The organism is Klebsiella sp. S69, from assembly GCF_016516145.1.
Lineage (GTDB): Bacteria > Pseudomonadota > Gammaproteobacteria > Enterobacterales > Enterobacteriaceae > Klebsiella > Klebsiella oxytoca.
Genome location: NZ_JACVUU010000017.1, coordinates 91248 through 110200 on the forward strand (window position 1 = coordinate 91248; position 18953 = coordinate 110200).

The 18953-nt window shown below is 55.2% G+C and carries 18 protein-coding genes; 12 read left to right on the forward strand and 6 right to left on the reverse strand.

Annotated features, from left to right (window positions below; all coding sequences use genetic code 11):
- Positions 1–20: 20 nt before the first annotated feature.
- Positions 21–2579, reverse strand: a complete 2559-nt coding sequence (gene mrcA / locus IAE27_RS17260) for a peptidoglycan glycosyltransferase/peptidoglycan DD-transpeptidase MrcA (RefSeq protein ID WP_200092734.1) — start codon at positions 2577–2579, stop codon at positions 21–23.
- 117 nt (positions 2580–2696) lie between these two features.
- On the opposite strand from mrcA, the gene IAE27_RS17265 reads away from it, so the two are divergent.
- From IAE27_RS17265 to trpS, 12 genes are all read left to right on the forward strand, one after another.
- Positions 2697–3488: a hypothetical protein gene (locus IAE27_RS17265; RefSeq protein ID WP_023329056.1), complete on the forward strand. Its 792-nt coding sequence runs from the start codon at positions 2697–2699 to the stop codon at positions 3486–3488.
- On the forward strand, positions 3485–4024 hold the full coding sequence (locus IAE27_RS17270; protein WP_023321708.1) for a PilN domain-containing protein: 540 nt from the start codon (positions 3485–3487) through the stop codon (positions 4022–4024). Before IAE27_RS17265 ends, IAE27_RS17270 begins: the two co-directional genes overlap by 4 nt.
- The gene (locus IAE27_RS17275) at positions 4008–4448 is read left to right on the forward strand and encodes a hypothetical protein (protein ID WP_016810008.1); all 441 of its coding nucleotides are present in this window, start codon (positions 4008–4010) and stop codon (positions 4446–4448) included. Before IAE27_RS17270 ends, IAE27_RS17275 begins: the two co-directional genes overlap by 17 nt.
- On the forward strand, positions 4438–4845 hold the full coding sequence (locus IAE27_RS17280; protein ID WP_073970749.1) for a HofP DNA utilization family protein: 408 nt from the start codon (positions 4438–4440) through the stop codon (positions 4843–4845). The genes IAE27_RS17275 and IAE27_RS17280 overlap by 11 nt, the downstream gene beginning before the upstream one ends.
- A complete protein-coding gene (gene hofQ / locus IAE27_RS17285; RefSeq protein ID WP_200092738.1) occupies positions 4754–5995 on the forward strand; it encodes a DNA uptake porin HofQ in 1242 nt (413 codons plus the stop codon). Before IAE27_RS17280 ends, hofQ begins: the two co-directional genes overlap by 92 nt.
- A 269-nt stretch (positions 5996–6264) precedes the next feature.
- The gene (gene aroK, locus IAE27_RS17290) at positions 6265–6786 is read left to right on the forward strand and encodes a shikimate kinase AroK (RefSeq protein ID WP_004106441.1); all 522 of its coding nucleotides are present in this window, start codon (positions 6265–6267) and stop codon (positions 6784–6786) included.
- Positions 6787–6840: 54 nt separating this feature from the next.
- The gene (aroB, locus tag IAE27_RS17295; protein WP_004106440.1) at positions 6841–7935 is read left to right on the forward strand and encodes a 3-dehydroquinate synthase; all 1095 of its coding nucleotides are present in this window, start codon (positions 6841–6843) and stop codon (positions 7933–7935) included.
- An 84-nt stretch (positions 7936–8019) separates the two neighbouring features.
- A complete protein-coding gene (damX, locus tag IAE27_RS17300) occupies positions 8020–9330 on the forward strand; it encodes a cell division protein DamX (protein ID WP_004115986.1) in 1311 nt (436 codons plus the stop codon).
- 78 nt (positions 9331–9408) lie between these two features.
- Positions 9409–10236 carry an adenine-specific DNA-methyltransferase gene (dam, locus tag IAE27_RS17305; protein ID WP_004106438.1) on the forward strand — a complete coding sequence of 276 codons (828 nt, stop codon included), beginning with the start codon at positions 9409–9411 and terminating at the stop codon, positions 10234–10236.
- 17 nt (positions 10237–10253) lie between these two features.
- Positions 10254–10931 carry a ribulose-phosphate 3-epimerase gene (gene rpe, locus IAE27_RS17310; RefSeq protein ID WP_200092739.1) on the forward strand — a complete coding sequence of 226 codons (678 nt, stop codon included), beginning with the start codon at positions 10254–10256 and terminating at the stop codon, positions 10929–10931.
- Positions 10924–11673, forward strand: coding sequence for a phosphoglycolate phosphatase (gene gph / locus IAE27_RS17315; protein WP_200092741.1), 750 nt, complete (start codon positions 10924–10926; stop codon positions 11671–11673). Before rpe ends, gph begins: the two co-directional genes overlap by 8 nt.
- A gap of 3 nt (positions 11674–11676) precedes the next feature.
- Positions 11677–12681, forward strand: coding sequence for a tryptophan--tRNA ligase (gene trpS, locus IAE27_RS17320; protein ID WP_004115985.1), 1005 nt, complete (start codon positions 11677–11679; stop codon positions 12679–12681).
- Positions 12682–12935: 254 nt separating this feature from the next.
- On the opposite strand, the gene IAE27_RS17325 is transcribed toward trpS, so the two are convergent.
- From IAE27_RS17325 to nirB, 5 genes are all read right to left on the reverse strand, one after another.
- Positions 12936–13109: a YhfL family protein gene (locus IAE27_RS17325; RefSeq protein ID WP_083307716.1), complete on the reverse strand. Its 174-nt coding sequence runs from the start codon at positions 13107–13109 to the stop codon at positions 12936–12938.
- A 231-nt stretch (positions 13110–13340) separates the two neighbouring features.
- A complete protein-coding gene (cysG, locus tag IAE27_RS17330; RefSeq protein ID WP_200092743.1) occupies positions 13341–14714 on the reverse strand; it encodes a siroheme synthase CysG in 1374 nt (457 codons plus the stop codon).
- Between the two features lie 220 nt (positions 14715–14934).
- On the reverse strand, positions 14935–15741 hold the full coding sequence (gene nirC / locus IAE27_RS17335) for a nitrite transporter NirC (protein ID WP_023321706.1): 807 nt from the start codon (positions 15739–15741) through the stop codon (positions 14935–14937).
- A gap of 138 nt (positions 15742–15879) precedes the next feature.
- On the reverse strand, positions 15880–16206 hold the full coding sequence (gene nirD / locus IAE27_RS17340) for a nitrite reductase small subunit NirD (protein ID WP_004106426.1): 327 nt from the start codon (positions 16204–16206) through the stop codon (positions 15880–15882).
- Complete coding sequence (gene nirB / locus IAE27_RS17345) at positions 16203–18746, reverse strand: NADPH-nitrite reductase large subunit (RefSeq protein ID WP_196089789.1); 2544 nt, start codon at positions 18744–18746, stop codon at positions 16203–16205. Before nirB ends, nirD begins: the two co-directional genes overlap by 4 nt.
- Positions 18747–18953: the final 207 nt, after the last annotated feature.

Here is an 18953-nt window from a genome sequence, read left to right on the forward strand (position 1 = left end):
GCCCGCAGGCGCTTTTTTTGTCAGAACAGTTCGTGAGACTCGCCCCCGCCATCGGTGATGGTGGTGCCCACTTCGTGAACTGCCTGCTGGGTAGGTTGAGTTCCCTCAATAAAGTACTCTGCGCGGCTGTTCCCGCCGCTGGCTAACTGACCGGTGCTGCGGTCAATGTTGACCGTAATAATGCCCGACGGCGGCGTGAGCGGCTCTTCCGGTACGCCTTCCAGCACCCTTTTCATAAAATCATCCCAGGCCGGCTGAGCGCTTTTGGCGCCACCTTCGTAGCCCGATATCTGATTTTTGATGGCGCCGGAGGCGGTGGTGCGGCCGAGATCGCGACGGTGGTCGTCAAAGCCAATCCATACCGATGTCACCACGCCAGGGCCATAGCCGGAGAACCACGCATCTTTTGAGCTGTTAGTGGTCCCGGTTTTGCCGCCGATATCGTGACGCTGCAGGTCGCGGCCTGCTCGCCAGCCGGTACCCATCCAGCCGGGTTCGCCGAAGATATTGGTGTTGAGGGCGCTTTTAATCAGGAACGCCAGCGGCGTGTTGATCACGTGCGGCGCATACTCCGGAGCGCCACTTTGCGCGACCAGAGACTGGTTTGCCTGCGCCAGCTGCGGCTGCGGAGGAACGCCGGGATTTTGCGGATCCTGCGAGGTCGCTACGTCCTCAACGTCTTTATTTTCCAGCACATCAGACTTCGGCGTATCGCCGTAAATCACCGGAATATTGCACTGTGGGCAGGCAATTTTTGGCCGCTCTTCAAAAATGACGCCGCCCTGATCGTTCTCGATTTTGCTGATGAAATAAGGGCTAACCAGGAAACCGCCGTTAGCCATAACCGAGTAGCCGCGCGCAACCTGCAGCGGCGTGAACGATGCGGAGCCCAGGGCCAGTGATTCGGTCCGCACGATGTTCTGCGCCGGGAAGCCGAAGCGCTGCAGATACTCAGCCGCGTAATCCACGCCCATAGCCCGCATCGCGCGGACCATCACCACGTTCTTTGATTGACCCAAACCCTGGCGCAGGCGGATAGGACCCGCATACTGCGGCGGGGAGTTTTTCGGTCGCCAGTCGGAGCCGGAACCGGCATCCCAGCGGGAAATCGGCACGTCGTTGAGCATGCTCGCCAGGGTCAGGCCTTTATCCATCGCCGCGGTGTAGAGGAACGGTTTAATGTTAGAGCCAACCTGACGCAGCGCTTGAGTGGCGCGGTTGAACTTGCTTTGGTTGAAATCGAAACCGCCGACCAGCGCAATGATCGCCCCGTTTTGCGGGTTGATCGATACCAGCGCCGAGTTGACGTCCGGCACCTGCGCCAGCCACCAGCTGTTGCCTACCTGGCGAACCCAGACCTGTTGTCCGGTCTGCACGACATCGTTCACCTTACGCGGCGTGGCGCCCTGTTGAGTATCGGAGATAAAGCGCCGCGCCCAGCGGACGCCTTCCATATTCAGCGACACCGAGGTTCCGTTGCTCAGTAGCGCGACGGCTTCCTGCGGGTTTGCCGAAGTGATAACCGCCGGAGAGAGCGGTCCGGAGCTTGGGGTTTTTTTCAGGGTATCGATGATTTTCTGGTTATCCCACGGCGTTTCACCCACTTTCCATAGCACCTTTTCCGGCCCGCGATAGCCGTGGCGCATATCGTAATCCAGCACGTTATTCCGCACCGCCTGCTGGGCTGCCTGCTGATTTTTACGGGTAATGGTGGTGTAGACACGATAGCCGTCTTCATAAGCCTGCTCGCCGTAGCGGCTGACCATCTCCTGACGCACCATTTCGCTGAGATACGGCGAGGAGAAGGCGATTTCCGGGGTATGGTAGCTTGCGTCAATAGGCTGGCTACGCGCCTGATCGTACTGCGCCTGCGTGATGTAGCCTTCGCTCAGCATACGCGAAAGAACAACGTTGCGGCGGGCGGTTGCACGATCCATGGAATAGAGCGGGTTAAAGGTTGACGGCGCTTTAGGCAGGCCTGCAATCACCGCCATCTCGCTCAGCGTAAGCTGATCGACGGATTTGCCAAAGTAGACCTGCGCGGCCGCGCCGACGCCGTAGGCGCGATAGCCAAGATAGATTTTGTTCAGGTATAGCTCAAGAATTTCATCTTTATTGAGTAACTGCTCGATGCGGATCGCGAGGAAGGCCTCTTTCACCTTACGCATCAACGTTTTTTCGGGGCTCAGGAAGAAGTTACGCGCCAGCTGTTGGGTAATCGTACTGGCGCCCTGCGAGGCGTGACCGGAGAACATCGCGACGCTGGCGGCGCGGAAAATCCCGACAGGGTCAACGCCATGATGCTCATAAAAACGGCTATCTTCGGTGGCGATAAACGCTTTAATCAGCTCAGGCGGCATTTGCTGCAGCGTGACGGGAATACGGCGTTTTTCGCCATATTGCGCGATCAGCTCGCCATCCGCGCTATAGACCTGCATCGGGATTTGCAGGCGCACATCCTTCAGCGTTGCGACGTCGGGGAGCTGCGGCTCTATATATTTATAGAGACCAAAAATCGAGCCTGCTCCCAGCAGTACGCAACAGACTGCAAGGATAAAAAGATACTTTACGAACTTCACCGGAGATTTCTCATTTAGTTTTCATTGGGCAGTTTATAAACAAACGCGCAGTAGTATAAAGGCAAGCCTGGAGCATTGATATAGCGAAGCATATCGGCTGATAAGGAGATCGTAGGCATGGCTTTTAGAAACTGGCGCATAGGAATGCATATTCAGCAGGACCATATTGCTATTGTCGCGTTGTTGCATGAGCGCTCACGCTGGGCGCTGCGCCGCTGGTGGAATATCCCATTAATGCCCGGCACCGTGCGTCAGGGGATGGTAGTGGACGTTGAGTCGCTGGCCCACCAGTTGCAAAGCTGGCGGCGGGAGCTGCCTTTGCAGCATCAAGTCTGCATTGCCTTCCCGGCGGCGCGAACGCTGCAGAAGCAGCTCCTGCGTCCGCAGATTTCATTAAGAGAAAGCGAGCAGGCGACATGGATAACCAGCGCCATGGCGCAGCAGCTGGAAATGCCCGCCTCTTCGCTGTGCGTCGATTATGCCCAATCTGCTGCGGTCGATGGCTGGCGGGTTACCGCTGCGCAGCGCTTAGACGTCAACGCGCTATGCCGGCTGGCAACCCGCCTCAGGTTAAGAGTGGTGGGGATTGTCCCGGATGCCAGCGCGCTTAGCGCTTTTATCCCCTGGCTGCCGGTTGAAACGCAGGGGCTGGCGTGGCGCGACGAAGCGAGCTGGCTTTGGGCAACCGCCGAGAACTGGGGATACTGTTTGTGCAGCGACGCTCCCTCTTTTCCCCACATGGTTTCCCGGGTAAACGCCGGAGCATTTCGTCTCTGCACTTCAGCGCCGTGCGACGGGCAGAGCTTTGACGCCTGGAGCGTCATCGATCGCCTGCAGCCGCCTCTGCCGAGCTGCGGCGACAGCTATACCGTTGCTCTGGGGTTGGCGCTGGGAGCGCGCCAGCTATGAGCCACATCGTCAACTTTCTTCCCTGGCGCGAAACGCGGCGAAAACAGCGCCTGCGCATAGGCGGCCTGTTGAGCGTCGGTTTACTGCTTATCCTGCTTGCGGCGCTGCTTGCCCCACGGCTCAACAAACGGACCGCTCACTGGCTGGCAACCGTTAAGCTAAACGCTGATAACCAGCTTTACAGCGCATTACAGCAGCGTGAGCGCACCATGCGTCAGCAGCTACAGCACAGGGAGCAACAGCGCCTGCGCCGCCTGCGGCGCGAAAAAACCGCCGCGTGGCAGCCAAGGCTGCAGGAGATAGCGGCGCGTATGCCGGAAGATGCCTGGTTAACCCATCTGGAATACCGCCAGAACGCTCTGTCGCTGAGCGGGCTAACGTTGAATCTTAAAGGGTTAGCCGCGCTGGAAAAGGCGCTGGCAAACATTAGCGGTTTTCTTCCGGCAAAGGCAGGGGAAACGCACCGCGATAGCGAAGGGCGCTGGCTATTTCACTTTTCCATGGTTGGAGAGGACGAACATGCGGGGGAGCATTGAACGCTTGCTGGCGGAGCGTAAAAGTCTGTTAGCGATACCTCTCCTGCTGGTTCTGATTGCCGCAATCGGCCGCTGGCTCATGCTGCCTTCCCAGACAGAAACGCCAGTGGAGCTCTCGCCGCGCATACAGATGCAGTGGCGAAAACTGCTGCCGCTGGTGAGCGCGCTACGTGCCGCCGGAATAGATGACGCAGCGACCCAGCCATTTTCTCCCATTGAGCTCCCTGTGGCTGGGGCGGCGCTTATCGCCTGGCGGCCGATGGGCGGTGGGGGCGAGATGCAGCTGGAGGCTGACTGGCAAGCGGTGCCTGCGCTCTTTTCCTGGCTTGCCCGCTGCGGGATGCGGGCTACGGCTTTCTCTGTGCAGCCGGAAAAACAGGCTCTACGGTTGACTTTGCATCTGGGGGCGGAAGATGCGCCTTAAATGGTGGTACTGGCTGCTGTTCCCACTTCCGCTGCTGGCGGTGGAACGCGATCCGTTCCGCCCCCCGGTGGATCGCTGCCGGACGGCGCAGCTTAGCCAGTGGCGCTATGGCGGAGCTGTCGGCGACCCGCTGGCGCTTATTGGCATCTTGCAGGATAGCGCCGGGAAGTGGCGTCGGGTGAGGGCGGAGACGATTTTGCCCGCGGGCTGGCGGGTGACGCTGCTGACGGCAGAGAAAATAACCATATTAACCGGCCCCGGATGTGAACCCGCACAGTGGGTCTGGCTGCGAAAGGGAATAAAGAATGATGCGATGGATAAGCCTGCTGTTTCTGCTCCTGCCGCTGATGGGCGACGCGGCAAAAAAGGATCTTCCCGTGTCGCTGGTCGTCGATGATGCCCCGGTGGCCCAGGTACTCCAGTCGTTGGCGGAGCTAAAGCAAAAAAATCTCGTGATCGCTCCTGACGTCAGCGGCTCGGTATCTCTTCATCTGAATGAGGTACCCTGGCTGCAGGCGTTGCGATCGGTGATCGACAGCGCTGGTTTGACCCTTACCCAGCAAGGTTCGGTTCTCTACGTACACACCCAGGCGTGGCAAAAGGCGCAGCAGATGAACCTTGAGGCGGAAAGAGCAAAGCGTCTGCAGAATCTCCCTTTGCAGGGGCATAGCGTGACCCTTCGCTATGCTGATGCGGAGGATCTGGCTAAAGCCGGCGAAAAATTGCTGAGCGCTCGCGGACATCTGACGGTCGATAAGCGAACCAACCGTCTGTTGATTCGAGATGATGCCCGGCACCTTCCGGCGTTAAAAGCATGGGCCCAGGAGATGGATGTACCCGTAGATCAGGTCGAGCTGGCGGCGCATATCGTTTCAATGAGCGAAACCAGCCTGCGGGAACTGGGCGTTAAATGGAGCCTGGCAGAAGCGAGCAGCCCGCCAGGCTCGGGTAAATTAACCACCTTGAGCAGCAACCTGGCGGTAGGGGATGCCAGTACAAGGGCCGGGTTTAACATCGGCCGCATCAGCGGACGGCTTCTGGAGCTGGAGCTCTCCGCGCTTGAGCGGAAGCAGCAGGTAGACATCATCGCCAGCCCTCGACTGCTGGCTTCGCATATGCAGCCCGCCAGCATTAAGCAAGGAAGCGAGATACCTTATCAGGTCTCCAGCGGCGAAAGCGGCGCAACCTCTGTGGAGTTTAAAGAGGCGGTGCTGGGGATGGAGGTAACGCCGACGGTGTTACATCAAAACCGCGTACGTTTAAAACTCAGAATTAGCGAAAATACGCCGGGCCAGGTGCTCAAACAGGATAATGGCGAAGTATTGGCTATTGATAAACAAGAAATAGAAACTCAGGTAGAGGTTAAAAGCGGCGAGACCCTGGCTTTAGGCGGTATCTTTGCGCAAAAAAATAAAACTTCTCGCGAGGGTATTCCTCTCCTTAGCGACATCCCCTGGTTTGGCCAACTGTTTCGCCGCGACGGCAAGGATAACGAACGACGTGAACTGGTTGTCTTCATCACTCCACGTATTCTGGCAGTGCATTAAGCGGGTTTTTCATGCTAAACACGTTTCAGGTGTTTGACGTGAGGACGGATTTAGCATACAAGGGGTACCGATTTGAGAGTCGGGTACGACATCAATCCTCCCTTTCTTGTCCGGTGATTTATTCTGTTGCCAAACCAGCCGGAGTATTGAGATAATTTTTAGTCTGACTCTCGCTCTATTGCATATGAGGTTTCAGTTCATGTCCTGCTGCGCTGGGTGTCTGCGAAGCGGGTTTACCATTAACGAATAGTCTTAGTAGTACCGAAAAAATGGCAGAGAAACGCAATATCTTTCTGGTTGGGCCTATGGGTGCCGGCAAAAGCACTATTGGGCGCCAGTTAGCCCAACAGCTCAACATGGAATTTTACGATTCCGATCAAGAAATTGAGAAACGCACTGGCGCAGATGTGGGTTGGGTCTTTGATGTAGAAGGCGAAGACGGCTTCCGCGACCGTGAAGAAAAAATCATCAATGAGTTGACGGAAAAACAGGGAATCGTGCTGGCAACCGGCGGTGGCTCTGTAAAATCCCGTGAAACGCGTAACCGTCTCTCCGCCCGCGGCGTGGTGGTGTACCTGGAAACAACTATCGAAAAGCAGCTTGCCCGTACGCAGCGCGATAAAAAGCGTCCTTTGTTACAAGTTGATGCGCCGCCTCGCGAAGTTCTGGAAGCGTTGGCAGATGAGCGCAATCCACTGTACGAAGAGATTGCTGATGTCACTATCCGCACTGACGATCAAAGCGCGAAAGTGGTAGCAAACCAGATTATTCATATGCTGGAAAGCAATTGATTCTGGCTTAATAAAGTGCGTCAGAGTAAAAGCAACTGAGGTGGACGTCGCGTTATGGAGAGGCTTACTGTAACCCTCGGGGAACGTAGTTACCCGATTACCATCGCGGCTGGTTTGTTTAACGATCCAGCTTCCTTCCTGCCACTGAAATCAGGCGATCAGGTTATGCTGGTCACCAATGAAACGCTGGCGCCGCTTTATCTGGATACCGTACGCTCCGTACTTGAGCAAGCGGGAGTAAAAGTCGATAGCGTGATTCTTCCCGACGGCGAGCAGTTTAAAAGCCTGGCGGTGATGGATACTGTTTTTACCGCGCTATTGCAAAAACCACACGGCCGCGACACGACGCTAGTGGCGCTCGGCGGTGGGGTGATCGGTGATTTAACCGGATTTGCCGCCGCCAGCTACCAGCGTGGCGTGCGCTTTATTCAGGTTCCTACCACTCTGCTGTCGCAGGTGGACTCTTCGGTGGGCGGCAAAACGGCCGTCAACCACCCTCTCGGTAAAAACATGATTGGCGCCTTCTGGCAGCCAGTTTCCGTTGTTGTCGATCTCAACTGTCTTAAAACGCTGCCGAAGCGTGAGCTCTCTTCCGGTCTGGCTGAAGTGATCAAGTACGGCGTGATTCTTGACGGCGAATTTTTCGACTGGCTGGAAAATAATATTGATGCACTGATGGCGCTGGATGAAAAAGCGATGGCGTACTGTATCCGTCGCTGTTGTGAGCTGAAAGCTGAAGTTGTCGCTGCCGACGAGCGCGAAACCGGGTTACGTGCTTTACTCAATCTTGGCCATACTTTTGGTCATGCTATCGAAGCTGAAATGGGCTACGGTAATTGGTTACATGGTGAAGCGGTTGCTGCCGGTATGGTGATGGCGGCGCATGCGTCCGAGCGTTTGGGGCGGTTTAATCCGCAGGATACGCAGCGAATTATCCATCTGCTGCAACGTGCAGGCCTGCCGGTGTGCGGGCCGCAGGAGATGACAGCTGACGCGTATTTGCCCCACATGATGCGTGATAAAAAAGTACTGGCAGGCGAGATGCGGCTGGTGCTACCCCTCGCGATAGGGAAGAGCGAGATACGCGGCGGAGTACCGCATGATGTTGTTCTTGGCGCGATTGCTGATACTCAGCAGGCGCAACAATAAGAAGGTCTGGCCGCGTTCGCGCGGCGTTATCATTTCGGGTGACATGCAATAGTCGTGAGCATAAGCCTTTTAGTGGGGTGTTAAATGGATGAATTAAAACCAGAAGACGATATGAAAGCCGATCGCAGCGATCGTCGTACTGGTCGTTCTCGTCAGTCTTCAGAGCGTGATGCCGATCCGCAAATCAATTTTGATGATGTCGATCTTGATGATGCTGACGATGGTCGCCCGACGCGCGGCAGCAAAGCACGCCGTGAGCGCGATGAAGAGCAGTATGAAGAGTACGAAGAAGAAGTAGAGTCTGACGAAGGCGATGACGAAGAGCGTCAGGTTGAGCGTCGTCCGCGTAAGCGTAAGAAAGCGCCGGCAAAACCGGCCTCCCGTCAGTACATCATGATGGGCGTGGGCATCCTCGTTCTGCTGCTGCTGATCGTTGGCGTTGGTTCCGCGCTGAAATCACCATCCTCATCCAACGAGCAAACCGCTTCCGGCGAGAAGAGCATCAACTTATCCGGAGATCAGGATAATAATACCCAGCCAGCGGCCCAGGACTCCTCTGCGGCAAACAACGCACAATCGCAGGATGTCTCTCTGCCGCCCATCGCGTCTAACCCGACTCAAGGGCAGACGACGGCTGAACCACAAGGGCAGCAGCGCGTTGAGGTTCAGGGTGACCTGAATAACGCGCTGACCCAGCAGCAGGGGCAAATTGATAGCGCGGTAGCCAACTCTACTCTGCCTACAGAACCTGCTACCGTTGCGCCGCTGCGCAATGGCGCCGCCCCGCGTCAGGCCACTACCGAGCGTCAGACGGCGGCAGCGCCGCGTCCGGCTGAGCGTAAACATACGGTTATCGAACCAAAACCGCAGGCCACGGCGAAAGCGCCGACGCAGCCGAAGCAGGTTCCGGTTCAGCCTAAGCGTACAGAAAGCGTCGCAGCTACGGCCCCGGCAAAAACTCAGCCGACCACTAAGCCTACCGCTACTGCACAGGCTAAACCGGCTGCGACTACCGCTCCTGCGGCGACCACCGCGACAGCATCTACTGCTCCGGCTGCGACTGCAGCTGCCGCTCCGGCAGCAACAGCGGCGACTACGGGTAAAAGCGCTGGTGATGTTGGTTCGATGAAGTCTGCGCCGTCCGGCCACTATACGCTGCAGCTCAGCAGCTCTTCTAACTACAACAACCTCAACAGTTGGGCGAAGAAAGAGAAGCTGGAGAAATATGTTGTCTACGAGACTACGCGTAACGGTCAGCCCTGGTATGTGCTGGTGAGCGGTATTTACGCTTCAAAAGATGAAGCGAAACGTGCCGTTGCTACGCTGCCAGCAGATGTACAGGCGAAAAATCCGTGGGCAAAACCGCTGCATCAGGTTCAGTCTGACCTGAAATAATGCCGCAGTGTAGTCTGAAGCGCTGGATGCTGTCGGAGCTTTCTCCACAGCCGGAGAATGTGTAATTAGTTAGGCAGCATGAAAAAGAATCGCGCTTTTCTGAAATGGGCAGGGGGCAAATACCCCCTGCTTGATGATATTAAAAAGCACTTGCCGCAGGGCGACTGCTTGATTGAGCCTTTCGTGGGCGCCGGGTCGGTATTTCTTAATACCGACTTTTCTCGTTATATCCTCGCTGATATCAATAGTGATTTGATCGATCTGTATAACATCGTCAAACTGCAAACCGATGAGTACGTTGCGGCGGCGCGAGAGATGTTTACGCCTGAGAACAACGTTGCTGAACAGTATTATCTGTTTCGCGACGAGTTTAACCAGAGCCAGGAGCCGCTGCGCCGCGCGGTGCTGTTCCTGTATCTGAACCGTCATGGCTACAATGGTCTGTGTCGCTACAACCTGCGCGGGGAGTTCAACGTGCCCTTTGGCCGTTATAAAAAGCCCTATTTTCCCGAAGCTGAACTGTATCATTTCGCGGAGAAGGCGCAGCATGCCGAGTTTCATTGTGAATCTTATGAAGAGTGCATGAAGCGGGCAGATCACCGTTCCGTTGTTTACTGCGATCCGCCCTATGCGCCGCTGTCGTCAACGGCTAACTTCACGGCCTATCATACGAATAGCTTTAGCCAGGAGCAGCAGGAGCTGCTGGCTAAAAAAGCGGAATCGCTGATGAAAAAGCGTATTCCAGTGCTGATTTCCAACCATCGCACGCCGCTCACTCAGGAGTGGTATAAAAACGCCGCTGAGACGCATATTGTGAAGGTTCGACGCAGCATCAGCAGTAACGGTGGTACACGTAAGAAGGTGGACGAGCTTCTGGCTCTGTACCGTCCGCCCAAGACCAAATAAATTTCAAGGAGATGCGGATGAAGCAGTATTTGATTGCCCCTTCGATTCTGTCGGCTGATTTTGCCCGTCTGGGCGAGGATACCGCCAATGCGTTGGCTGCGGGTGCGGATGTTGTGCACTTTGACGTGATGGACAACCACTACGTGCCGAATCTGACCATTGGTCCGATGGTGCTGAAATCACTGCGAAATTACGGTATCACCGCGCCGATTGATGTGCATTTGATGGTCAAGCCGGTTGACCGCATCATCCCTGATTTTGCCGCCGCGGGCGCCAGCATCATTACTTTCCATCCGGAAGCTTCCGAACACGTTGACCGTACGCTGCAGCTTATCAAAGAGAACGGCTGTAAAGCCGGCCTGGTATTTAACCCGGCGACCTCCCTGAGCTACCTCGATTACGTGATGGATAAGCTGGATGTCATTCTGTTGATGTCCGTCAACCCTGGCTTTGGTGGTCAGTCCTTTATTCCGCATACCCTGGATAAACTGCGTGAAGTTCGTCGTCGCATTGATGAATCCGGCTACGACATCCGTCTGGAAGTGGATGGCGGTGTAAAAGTGAGCAACATCGCTGAGATTGCTGCTGCCGGTGCGGATATGTTTGTTGCCGGCTCGGCTATTTTCGATCAGCCGGACTACAAAAAAGTCGTTGAACAAATGCGTAATGAATTAGCAAAGGTTAGCCATGGATAAGTTACACAACATTCGCGGTGTGGCGTTTGATCTCGACGGAACGCTGGTGGACAGCGCGCCGGGATTGACCGCTGCCGTTGATAACGCCCTGTATGCGCTGGAACTCCCGATGGCGGGCGAAGAGCGAGTCGTGACCTGGATTGGTAACGGCGCTGACGTACTCATCCAGCGGGCCCTGACCTGGGCTCGTCAGGAGCGCGCGACGCTCAGAGCGGCGCAGGGCAAACCTTCCGTCGATCATGATGATATCCCGCAGGCTGAGCAACAGGCCATTTTGCGCAATTTGTTCGATCGCTACTATGGCGAAGTGGCGGAAGAGGGGAGCTTTTTGTTTCCTGCCGTTGCCGATACGCTGGGCGCGCTGCACGCAAAAGGCCTGCCGCTGGCGCTGGTGACCAATAAGCCAACGCCGTTTGTCGCGCCAATTCTGTCGTCGCTGGATATCGCCAAATATTTTACCGTTGTTATCGGCGGCGATGACGTAAAAAACAAAAAACCGCACCCGGAACCGCTGCTGATGGTCGCGGAGAAACTGGGGCTGGCGCCCGCAGAGCTGCTGTTCGTTGGCGACTCGCGCAATGATATTCAGGCCGCGAAGGCCGCCGGCTGCTGCTCTATCGGATTGACCTACGGCTACAACTACGGCGAGCCGATTTCGTTGAGTGAGCCGGATTATATCTTTGACCAATTTAATGAACTCTTGCCCGCTTTCGGGCTACCGTACAGTGAAAATCAGGAATAAAAAATGACCAAGCCCATCGTTTTTAGTGGCGCACAGCCCTCAGGTGAATTGACCATTGGCAACTATATGGGTGCGCTGCGTCAGTGGGTAAACATGCAGGACGATTACCACTGCATTTACTGCATCGTTGACCAGCACGCGATTACCGTCCGTCAGGATCCGCAGCAGCTGCGTAAGGCGACGCTGGATACGCTTGCGCTGTATCTGGCGTGCGGTATCGACCCGAAAAAAAGCACCATTTTTGTTCAGTCCCACGTGCCTGAGCATGCGCAGCTGGGCTGGGCGCTGAACTGCTACACCTATTTCGGCGAACTGAGCCGTATGACCCAGTTTAAAGACAAGTCATCGCGCTATGCGGAAAACATTAACGCCGGTCTGTTTGACTATCCGGTATTGATGGCTGCCGACATTCTGCTGTATCAGACTAACCAGGTCCCGGTTGGCGAAGACCAGAAGCAGCACCTGGAACTGAGCCGCGATGTCGCCCAGCGTTTCAACGCTATCTATGGCGACGTGTTTAAAGTTCCGGAACCGTTTATTCCCAAATCCGGCGCGCGCGTGATGTCGCTGCTGGAGCCGACCAAAAAGATGTCCAAGTCAGATGATAACCGCAACAACGTTATCGGCCTGCTGGAAGACCCGAAATCGGTAGTGAAGAAGATCAAACGCGCGGTCACCGACTCCGACGAGCCGCCGGTTGTTCGCTACGACATCCAGAACAAAGCGGGCGTTTCCAACCTGCTGGATATTCTCTCTGCGGTTACCGGTCAGAGCATTCCAGAGCTGGAGCAGCATTTTGAAGGCAAAATGTATGGTCATCTGAAGGGCGAGGTGGCAGAAGCCGTTTCCGGTATGCTGACCGAACTGCAGGAGCGCTATCACCGATTCCGCAGTGATGAAGCCTTCCTTAATCAGGTCATGAAAGAGGGCGCAGAGAAAGCCAGCGCTCGCGCTTCCGTGACCCTGAAAGCGGTTTACGAAGCAATTGGTTTCGTCGCCAAACCCTGATGGATTAACGGTGGTTGAGCAATAAAAGCCGGGTGTAAAACATCCGGCTTTTTCACTGGTAATCGCTGATGCCATATGATGCAGTGATTCTGTAAACGCTCTGCATTTATTAGCGAGGAGCACTCGTTGATTGGCCGGAAAGCAGTGAGCCCGAAATGTCATTATTCGTATCGCTCATACACAATCATGACTTTCTTAATTGTACTGGTTTTTAGGCCGCATATAAAAAGGCCGGAATAATCCGACCTGAGATTTTATTTCTGATCTGCTGCGGGTCCACAGCCGCCTATCATCTTGGAAATAGAAATTGCAGGGTGAAGGAGATAGTCATAACTGCATGTTTTATTTTTGTTTTCAATGTGGCCGGTGCAGGCAGTGAGCGACGTGAGAACTGCCGCTAATGCAGCGAACCTGAGCGTGTTTTTCATAAGATAATCCCTGTTGTATGATATATAATATATTTGACTTTCCATTGCTAATAAGAAACGGCTTTTGAGTCATTTCTTATTTTTGATTTAATAGGATTTTATTTTGGGTGTCAAATTTTCAAGGGTTAAATTAACTTAATTGCTTTTTAAATATTATGGAATATATTTGCGGCAAGATTATGTTGAAAGAAAATATGGCCCAATATTAATGGTAATAGTGGGCCAGGAAGATTAGTGATTTGAGAACCAGTTCAGCTTGTCGCGCAGGCCGACAACGCGACCGACAATAATCAGCGCGGGGCTGGCCATTTGCTTCGCCAGAATATCCAGCTGTTCTAACGTACCGGTGACCACCTTCTGGGTTATCGCCGTGCCGTTCTCAACGATGGCAGCGGGCATATCCGCCGCCATGCCGTGGGCAATCAGTTTTTCCCGGATCGCCGGAGCCTGGTTCAGGCCCATGTAGAACACCAGGGTCTGTTTCTCTACCGCCAGGTTTTCCCAGTCCAGTTCGCCGCCGGTCTTAAGGTGGCCGGTGACCAGGCGCACGCCCTGGGCAAAATCCCGGTGAGTCAGGGGGATGCCGGAGTAGGCGGAACAGCCAGAGGCCGCGGTAATTCCCGGTACTACCGAGAAAGGAATACCCGCATGACACAAAGTTTCCAGCTCTTCGCCGCCGCGTCCAAAGATAAACGGATCGCCACCTTTCAGGCGAACAACGCGTTTTCCACCCTGGGCTTCGCGCAGCAGAATCTGGTTAATCTCTTCCTGCGGTACGCAGTGGTAGCCCGAGCGTTTTCCCACGAAGACCCGATCGGCATCGCGGCGCACCAGATTCATGATGTCGTCGGAGACCAGGCGGTCATAAACCACTACATCGGCCTGCTGTATTTGCTGCAGGCCTTTGAGGGTCAGCAGTCCTGCGTCGCCAGGACCTGCGCCTACCAGCACCACTTCGCCGCGATGATCCAGCGGCTCGGTCAGCAGCTGCTCCGTAGCGTCCGCGACGGCCTGGCGGTCCTCGTTGGCCAGCGACTGCGCCAGCCTGTCGTTAACAAACAGCTTCTCCCAGAAGCGTCGGCGCTCGCCGATGGTGGCAAACTGCTTCTTCACCCTTGAACGCAGCTGACCTGCATAGTGGGCCAGCTGGCCTAAATGTAATGGCAGAACCGACTCCAGCTTTTCGCGCAGCAGGCGCGCCAGCACCGGCGAGGTGCCGCCAGAAGAGACGGCAACCATCAGCGGTGAACGGTCGATAATCGACGGCATAATAAAGCTGGCTTGCTGAGGCGCATCGACCACGTTGCAAAATATTCGCCTTTCTTCCGCTGATTCGCTGACCTGTTGATTAACCGCTTCGTTATCGGTAGCAGCGATGGCCAGCCAGCAGTTATCCAGCAGCGCAGGATTAAACTCGCCCTGGACCAGGGTTAGCATGTTTGCATCGGCCCATACCTGGAATTGCGGCACAAAATCCAGGGCATTAACCGTCAATCTGGCGCCAGCGTCCAGTAACAGGCGAGCTTTACGTTCAGCCACATCGCCGCCGCCGACTAACAAACAGTCACGATCGCGTAATTGGCAAAATATAGGCAAATGGTCCACGACATTCCCTCTTAATTATTGGCAGCAGCCTTAGAATCTGGCTATCAGGCTATTTTATTTGTCAGGTTGAACCTGGGCAGTGCTCACACAAAATTCATCGAGTTTTGAACGCCCTTTAGGGCGGCCCGAAGGGTGAGCGTAGCGAATCATCCTCACGTACTACGTGTACGTTCCGGTTGTTTCGCGCTGTCCGCGTTCAACCTGCCTTCACCGATTACGCCTACTGAGCCAGACTCTCAGTCTCGTTAGTTTTTTCCGGGGCGGGGCGCTCCGATTTCGGCGTAGCATACCAATAACCCAATCCCATAAATACGACACCGGACAAAGTATTGCCGAGTGTTACCCATAACAAATTGTGACCTATTCCCGCAAGGGTATACGCATCGCTGTGATGGCCAAACCAGGAGAGGGCAAAAAGCGTCATGTTGGCGACGGAGTGCTCATAGCCGGACGCGATAAACGCCAGTAGACACCACCAGATGGCGATAAATTTGGCCGCGCCCTCGGTACGAATCGCCATCCAGATCGCCAGACACACCAGCCAGTTACACAGCGCGCCTTTGAAAAAGAGCGCCATCGCGGATTGGCTGGTTTTTGCCAGCGCGACGGTATGCACGAGGCTGCTATCAACCGGCAGCAGGCTGCCGCTACCCCAGCAATACAGCAGCGCCACGAAAACCGAACCCAGCAGATTACCCATCCAGGTCTGGGGCAGAATTGCCCACATCTGACTCTGGCTGATGGTGCCCGCTTTCACGCCCAGCGTAAGGAACATGGTGTGGCCGGTGAACAATTCAGAGCCGGCGATAATCACCAGCGTTAACGCAATGCCAAAGGTGGCGCCCATCACCAGCGGGCGGACCGCAGGATCGAGCAGGTTGCCGAGGGTAAAAATAAGAATGATGCCGAGGCCGACATAGGCTCCCGCCATCATTGAGCTGACCCAGAAGCTGATTGGATTATTGGCCGAAAGGCGCGCAATGCGGGCGGCGTTGGCCGCGCACTTATTTATTGTGTCCGTAAACATAGGATTTCCTTATAACACCTCATCCTTTGCGCTGCTTCCTGGTTGGCAGCCTTCGCGACGCAGCACAGATGATGTTGTGTCATCAATTGAAGGTAAAAAATTTAAAAAAAGGGAGGCGTTGCGCCTCCCTTAAATTGCTTAACCACGTAACTGCACGATGCCGTCTTTCACTCGGGCTTCATAGTGCGCTACCGAATGGCTTTCATCTTCCATACACAGGCCGTCACGCAGGCGGAAGCGCTGCTTTTTCAGCGGGCTGGCCACCCACAGCTCGCCCTGATGCTCGGCGATCAGGCCGCGAGAGAGGACGCTGGACTCGAAGAACGGGTCGATATTGCTAATCGCAAACACCTGGTCACCGTGATATGGGCGGAAAATCGCCACTTGTTTATCGCCTAACAGCGCGCAGACGCCGGTTTCCGGCAGGATGTCATCGAGTTTGCAGATATTTTTCCACTGGCTCATGCGTTTTCCTCCACCAGAGTTACCGGGATACGTTCGTACGGCGTGGCCGGGCGATGTTGCTCACGCTCAGGCACGACCTGGACGTTAGGGTCGCGCTTGTCGCTGTTGATAAAGTGTTTGAAGCGTACCTGGGCCGCTGGCGAGTTAACGGTTTCTGTCCACTCGCAGACTACCGCTGCACGCAGGCGAGCCATCTCTGCTTCCAGATGCTCGTTCAGTCCCAGCTTGTCGTCGATGATGACCGACTTCAGATAATCGATGCCGCCTTCCAGGTTATCTAACCACGGTGCGGTACGGGTCAGTTTGTCGGCGGTACGGATATAGAACATCATGAAGCGGTCGAGATATTTCATTAATGTTTCGCGATCCAGATCCGCTGCCAGCAGATCCGCGTGGCGGGGTTTCATACCGCCGTTACCGCAGACGTAAAGGTTCCAGCCTTTCTCCGTGGCGATGATGCCGACGTCTTTACCCTGAGCTTCCGCGCATTCGCGGGTACAGCCCGAGACGCCAAACTTCATTTTGTGCGGCGTACGGATGCCTTTGTAGCGGTTTTCCAGCTCTACGCCGAAGCCGACGCTATCGCCCACGCCGTAGCGGCACCAGGTGCTGCCTACGCAGGTTTTCGCCATTCGCAGCGCCTTAGCGTATGCGTGACCGGTTTCGAAGCCCGCGTCGATCAGCTGACGCCAGATTTCCGGGAGATCGTCTTTTTGTGCGCCAAACAGGCCGATACGCTGGGAACCGGTGATCTTGGTATACAGGTTAAATTCACGAGCGATACGGCCTACCGCCACCAGCCCTTCCGGGGTGATTTCACCGCCGGCAGAGCGGGGAATAACGGAGTAGGTGCCGTCTTTCTGGATATTGGCCAGGAAGTTGTCGTTGGTATCCTGCAGCGGGGTGTGCTGCGGTTTCAGAATATATTCGTTCCAGCAGGAGGCCAGCAGCGAGCCAACGGTCGGTTTACAAACCTCACAGCCGTAGCCTTTACCGTGTTTTGCCAGCAGCTCTTCAAAGGTTTTGATGCCTTCCACGCGGATGAGGTGGAACAGTTCCTGACGGGAGTACGCAAAGTGCTCGCACAGGTTATTGTTGACTTCGATGCCCTGTTTCGCCAGTTCGGCGTTGAGAACCTGAGTCACCAGCGGGATACAGCCGCCGCAGCCGGTGCCGGCTTTGGTTTCTGCTTTCAGCGCCGCCACGGTGTGGCAGCCTTTATTAATAGCGGCAATCAATGCGCCTTTGGTGACGTCAAAGCAGGAGCAAATTTGTGCGCTGTCCGGCAGTTTATCCACGCCAATTGACGGCTTACCGCTGCCCGCGTGCGCCGGGAGGATCAGCGAATCCGGGTTTTCCGGCAGTTCGATCGCATTGAGCACCAGCTGCAGCAGATTGCCGTAATCGCTGGTGTCGCCCACCAGCACCGCACCGAGCAGAGTTTTATTATCTTCACTCACGATGAGGCGTTTGTAGACCTCTTTGCTTTCGTCGAGGTAAACGTAGCTGCGCGCGCCTGGCGTGCGTCCGTGAGCGTCGCCAATCCCGCCGACGTCAACGCCCAGCAGCTTTAGCTTGGCGCTCAGATCCGCGCCTTCAAAGGCGTTTTCTGTTTTCAGGATATGGTCAACGGTAACCTGGGCCATTTTATAGCCCGGGGCGACCAGGCCATAAACGCGGTTGTTCCAGCTGGCACATTCCCCGATAGCGTAGATATCCGGGTCAGAAGTCTGACAGGCGTCATTGATCACAATGCCGCCGCGTGGAGCGACTTCCAGACCGCACTGGGTGGCCAGCTTATCGCGCGGGCGGATACCGGTAGAGAAAACGATGAAGTCAACTTCAAGCTCGCTGCCGTCGGCAAAACGCATGGTTTTACGCGCTTCGCGTCCTTCCTGGACAATCTCTTTGGTATTTTTGCTGGTGTGCACCCGCACGCCCATGCTTTCAATCTTACGGCGCAGCTGTTCGCCGCCCATCTGATCCAGCTGTTCCGCCATCAGCATGGGGGCGAATTCAATGACGTGGGTTTCAACGCCGAGGTTTTTTAGCGCCCCAGCGGCTTCCAGGCCTAACAGACCGCCGCCGACGACGGCGCCGCGCTTGCTGCGACGGGCGCAGGCTTCAATAGCGTTCAGGTCTTCAATAGTGCGATAAACAAAGCAGTCCTGAGTTTCAGAACCTTTTATCGGCGGGATCCACGGATAGGAGCCGGTTGCCATAATCAGCTTGTCATAGAAAACGGTACGGCCTGCGCTGGAGTGGATGACCTTCTCCTGGCGGTTGATGGTAATGGCGCGTTCACCGACCAGTACCTTAACGCCGTGCTTCTCGTAGAAACCTTCCCGTACCAAAGAGAGCTCTTCGGCAGTATGGTGAGAGAAGTAGGAGGAGAGGTGTACGCGGTCGTAGGCGATACGGGGTTCTTCACAGAAGACGGTAATATCGAACAGGCTGGCGTCGGATTTATCAAGAAGGTCCTCAATAAAGCGGTGGCCGACCATACCATTACCAATGATAGCGAGTCTGACTTTGCTCATTTTTGCCTCGATTTCTTTTATATTACCGCCTACCTTAACGATTCAGCCGCGACACTTATTGATGCAAATCAATTACACCTTTACCTACCACTTAAGTGGTATGTTTATGATTTGTCAGTATTTTTATAAGTGACGGAAAACGCTGGCTTTTCCTTTTTGCTTTTTTTATGTACAAAATTAGCAACGGATACCCACGGCGGGTTGAGT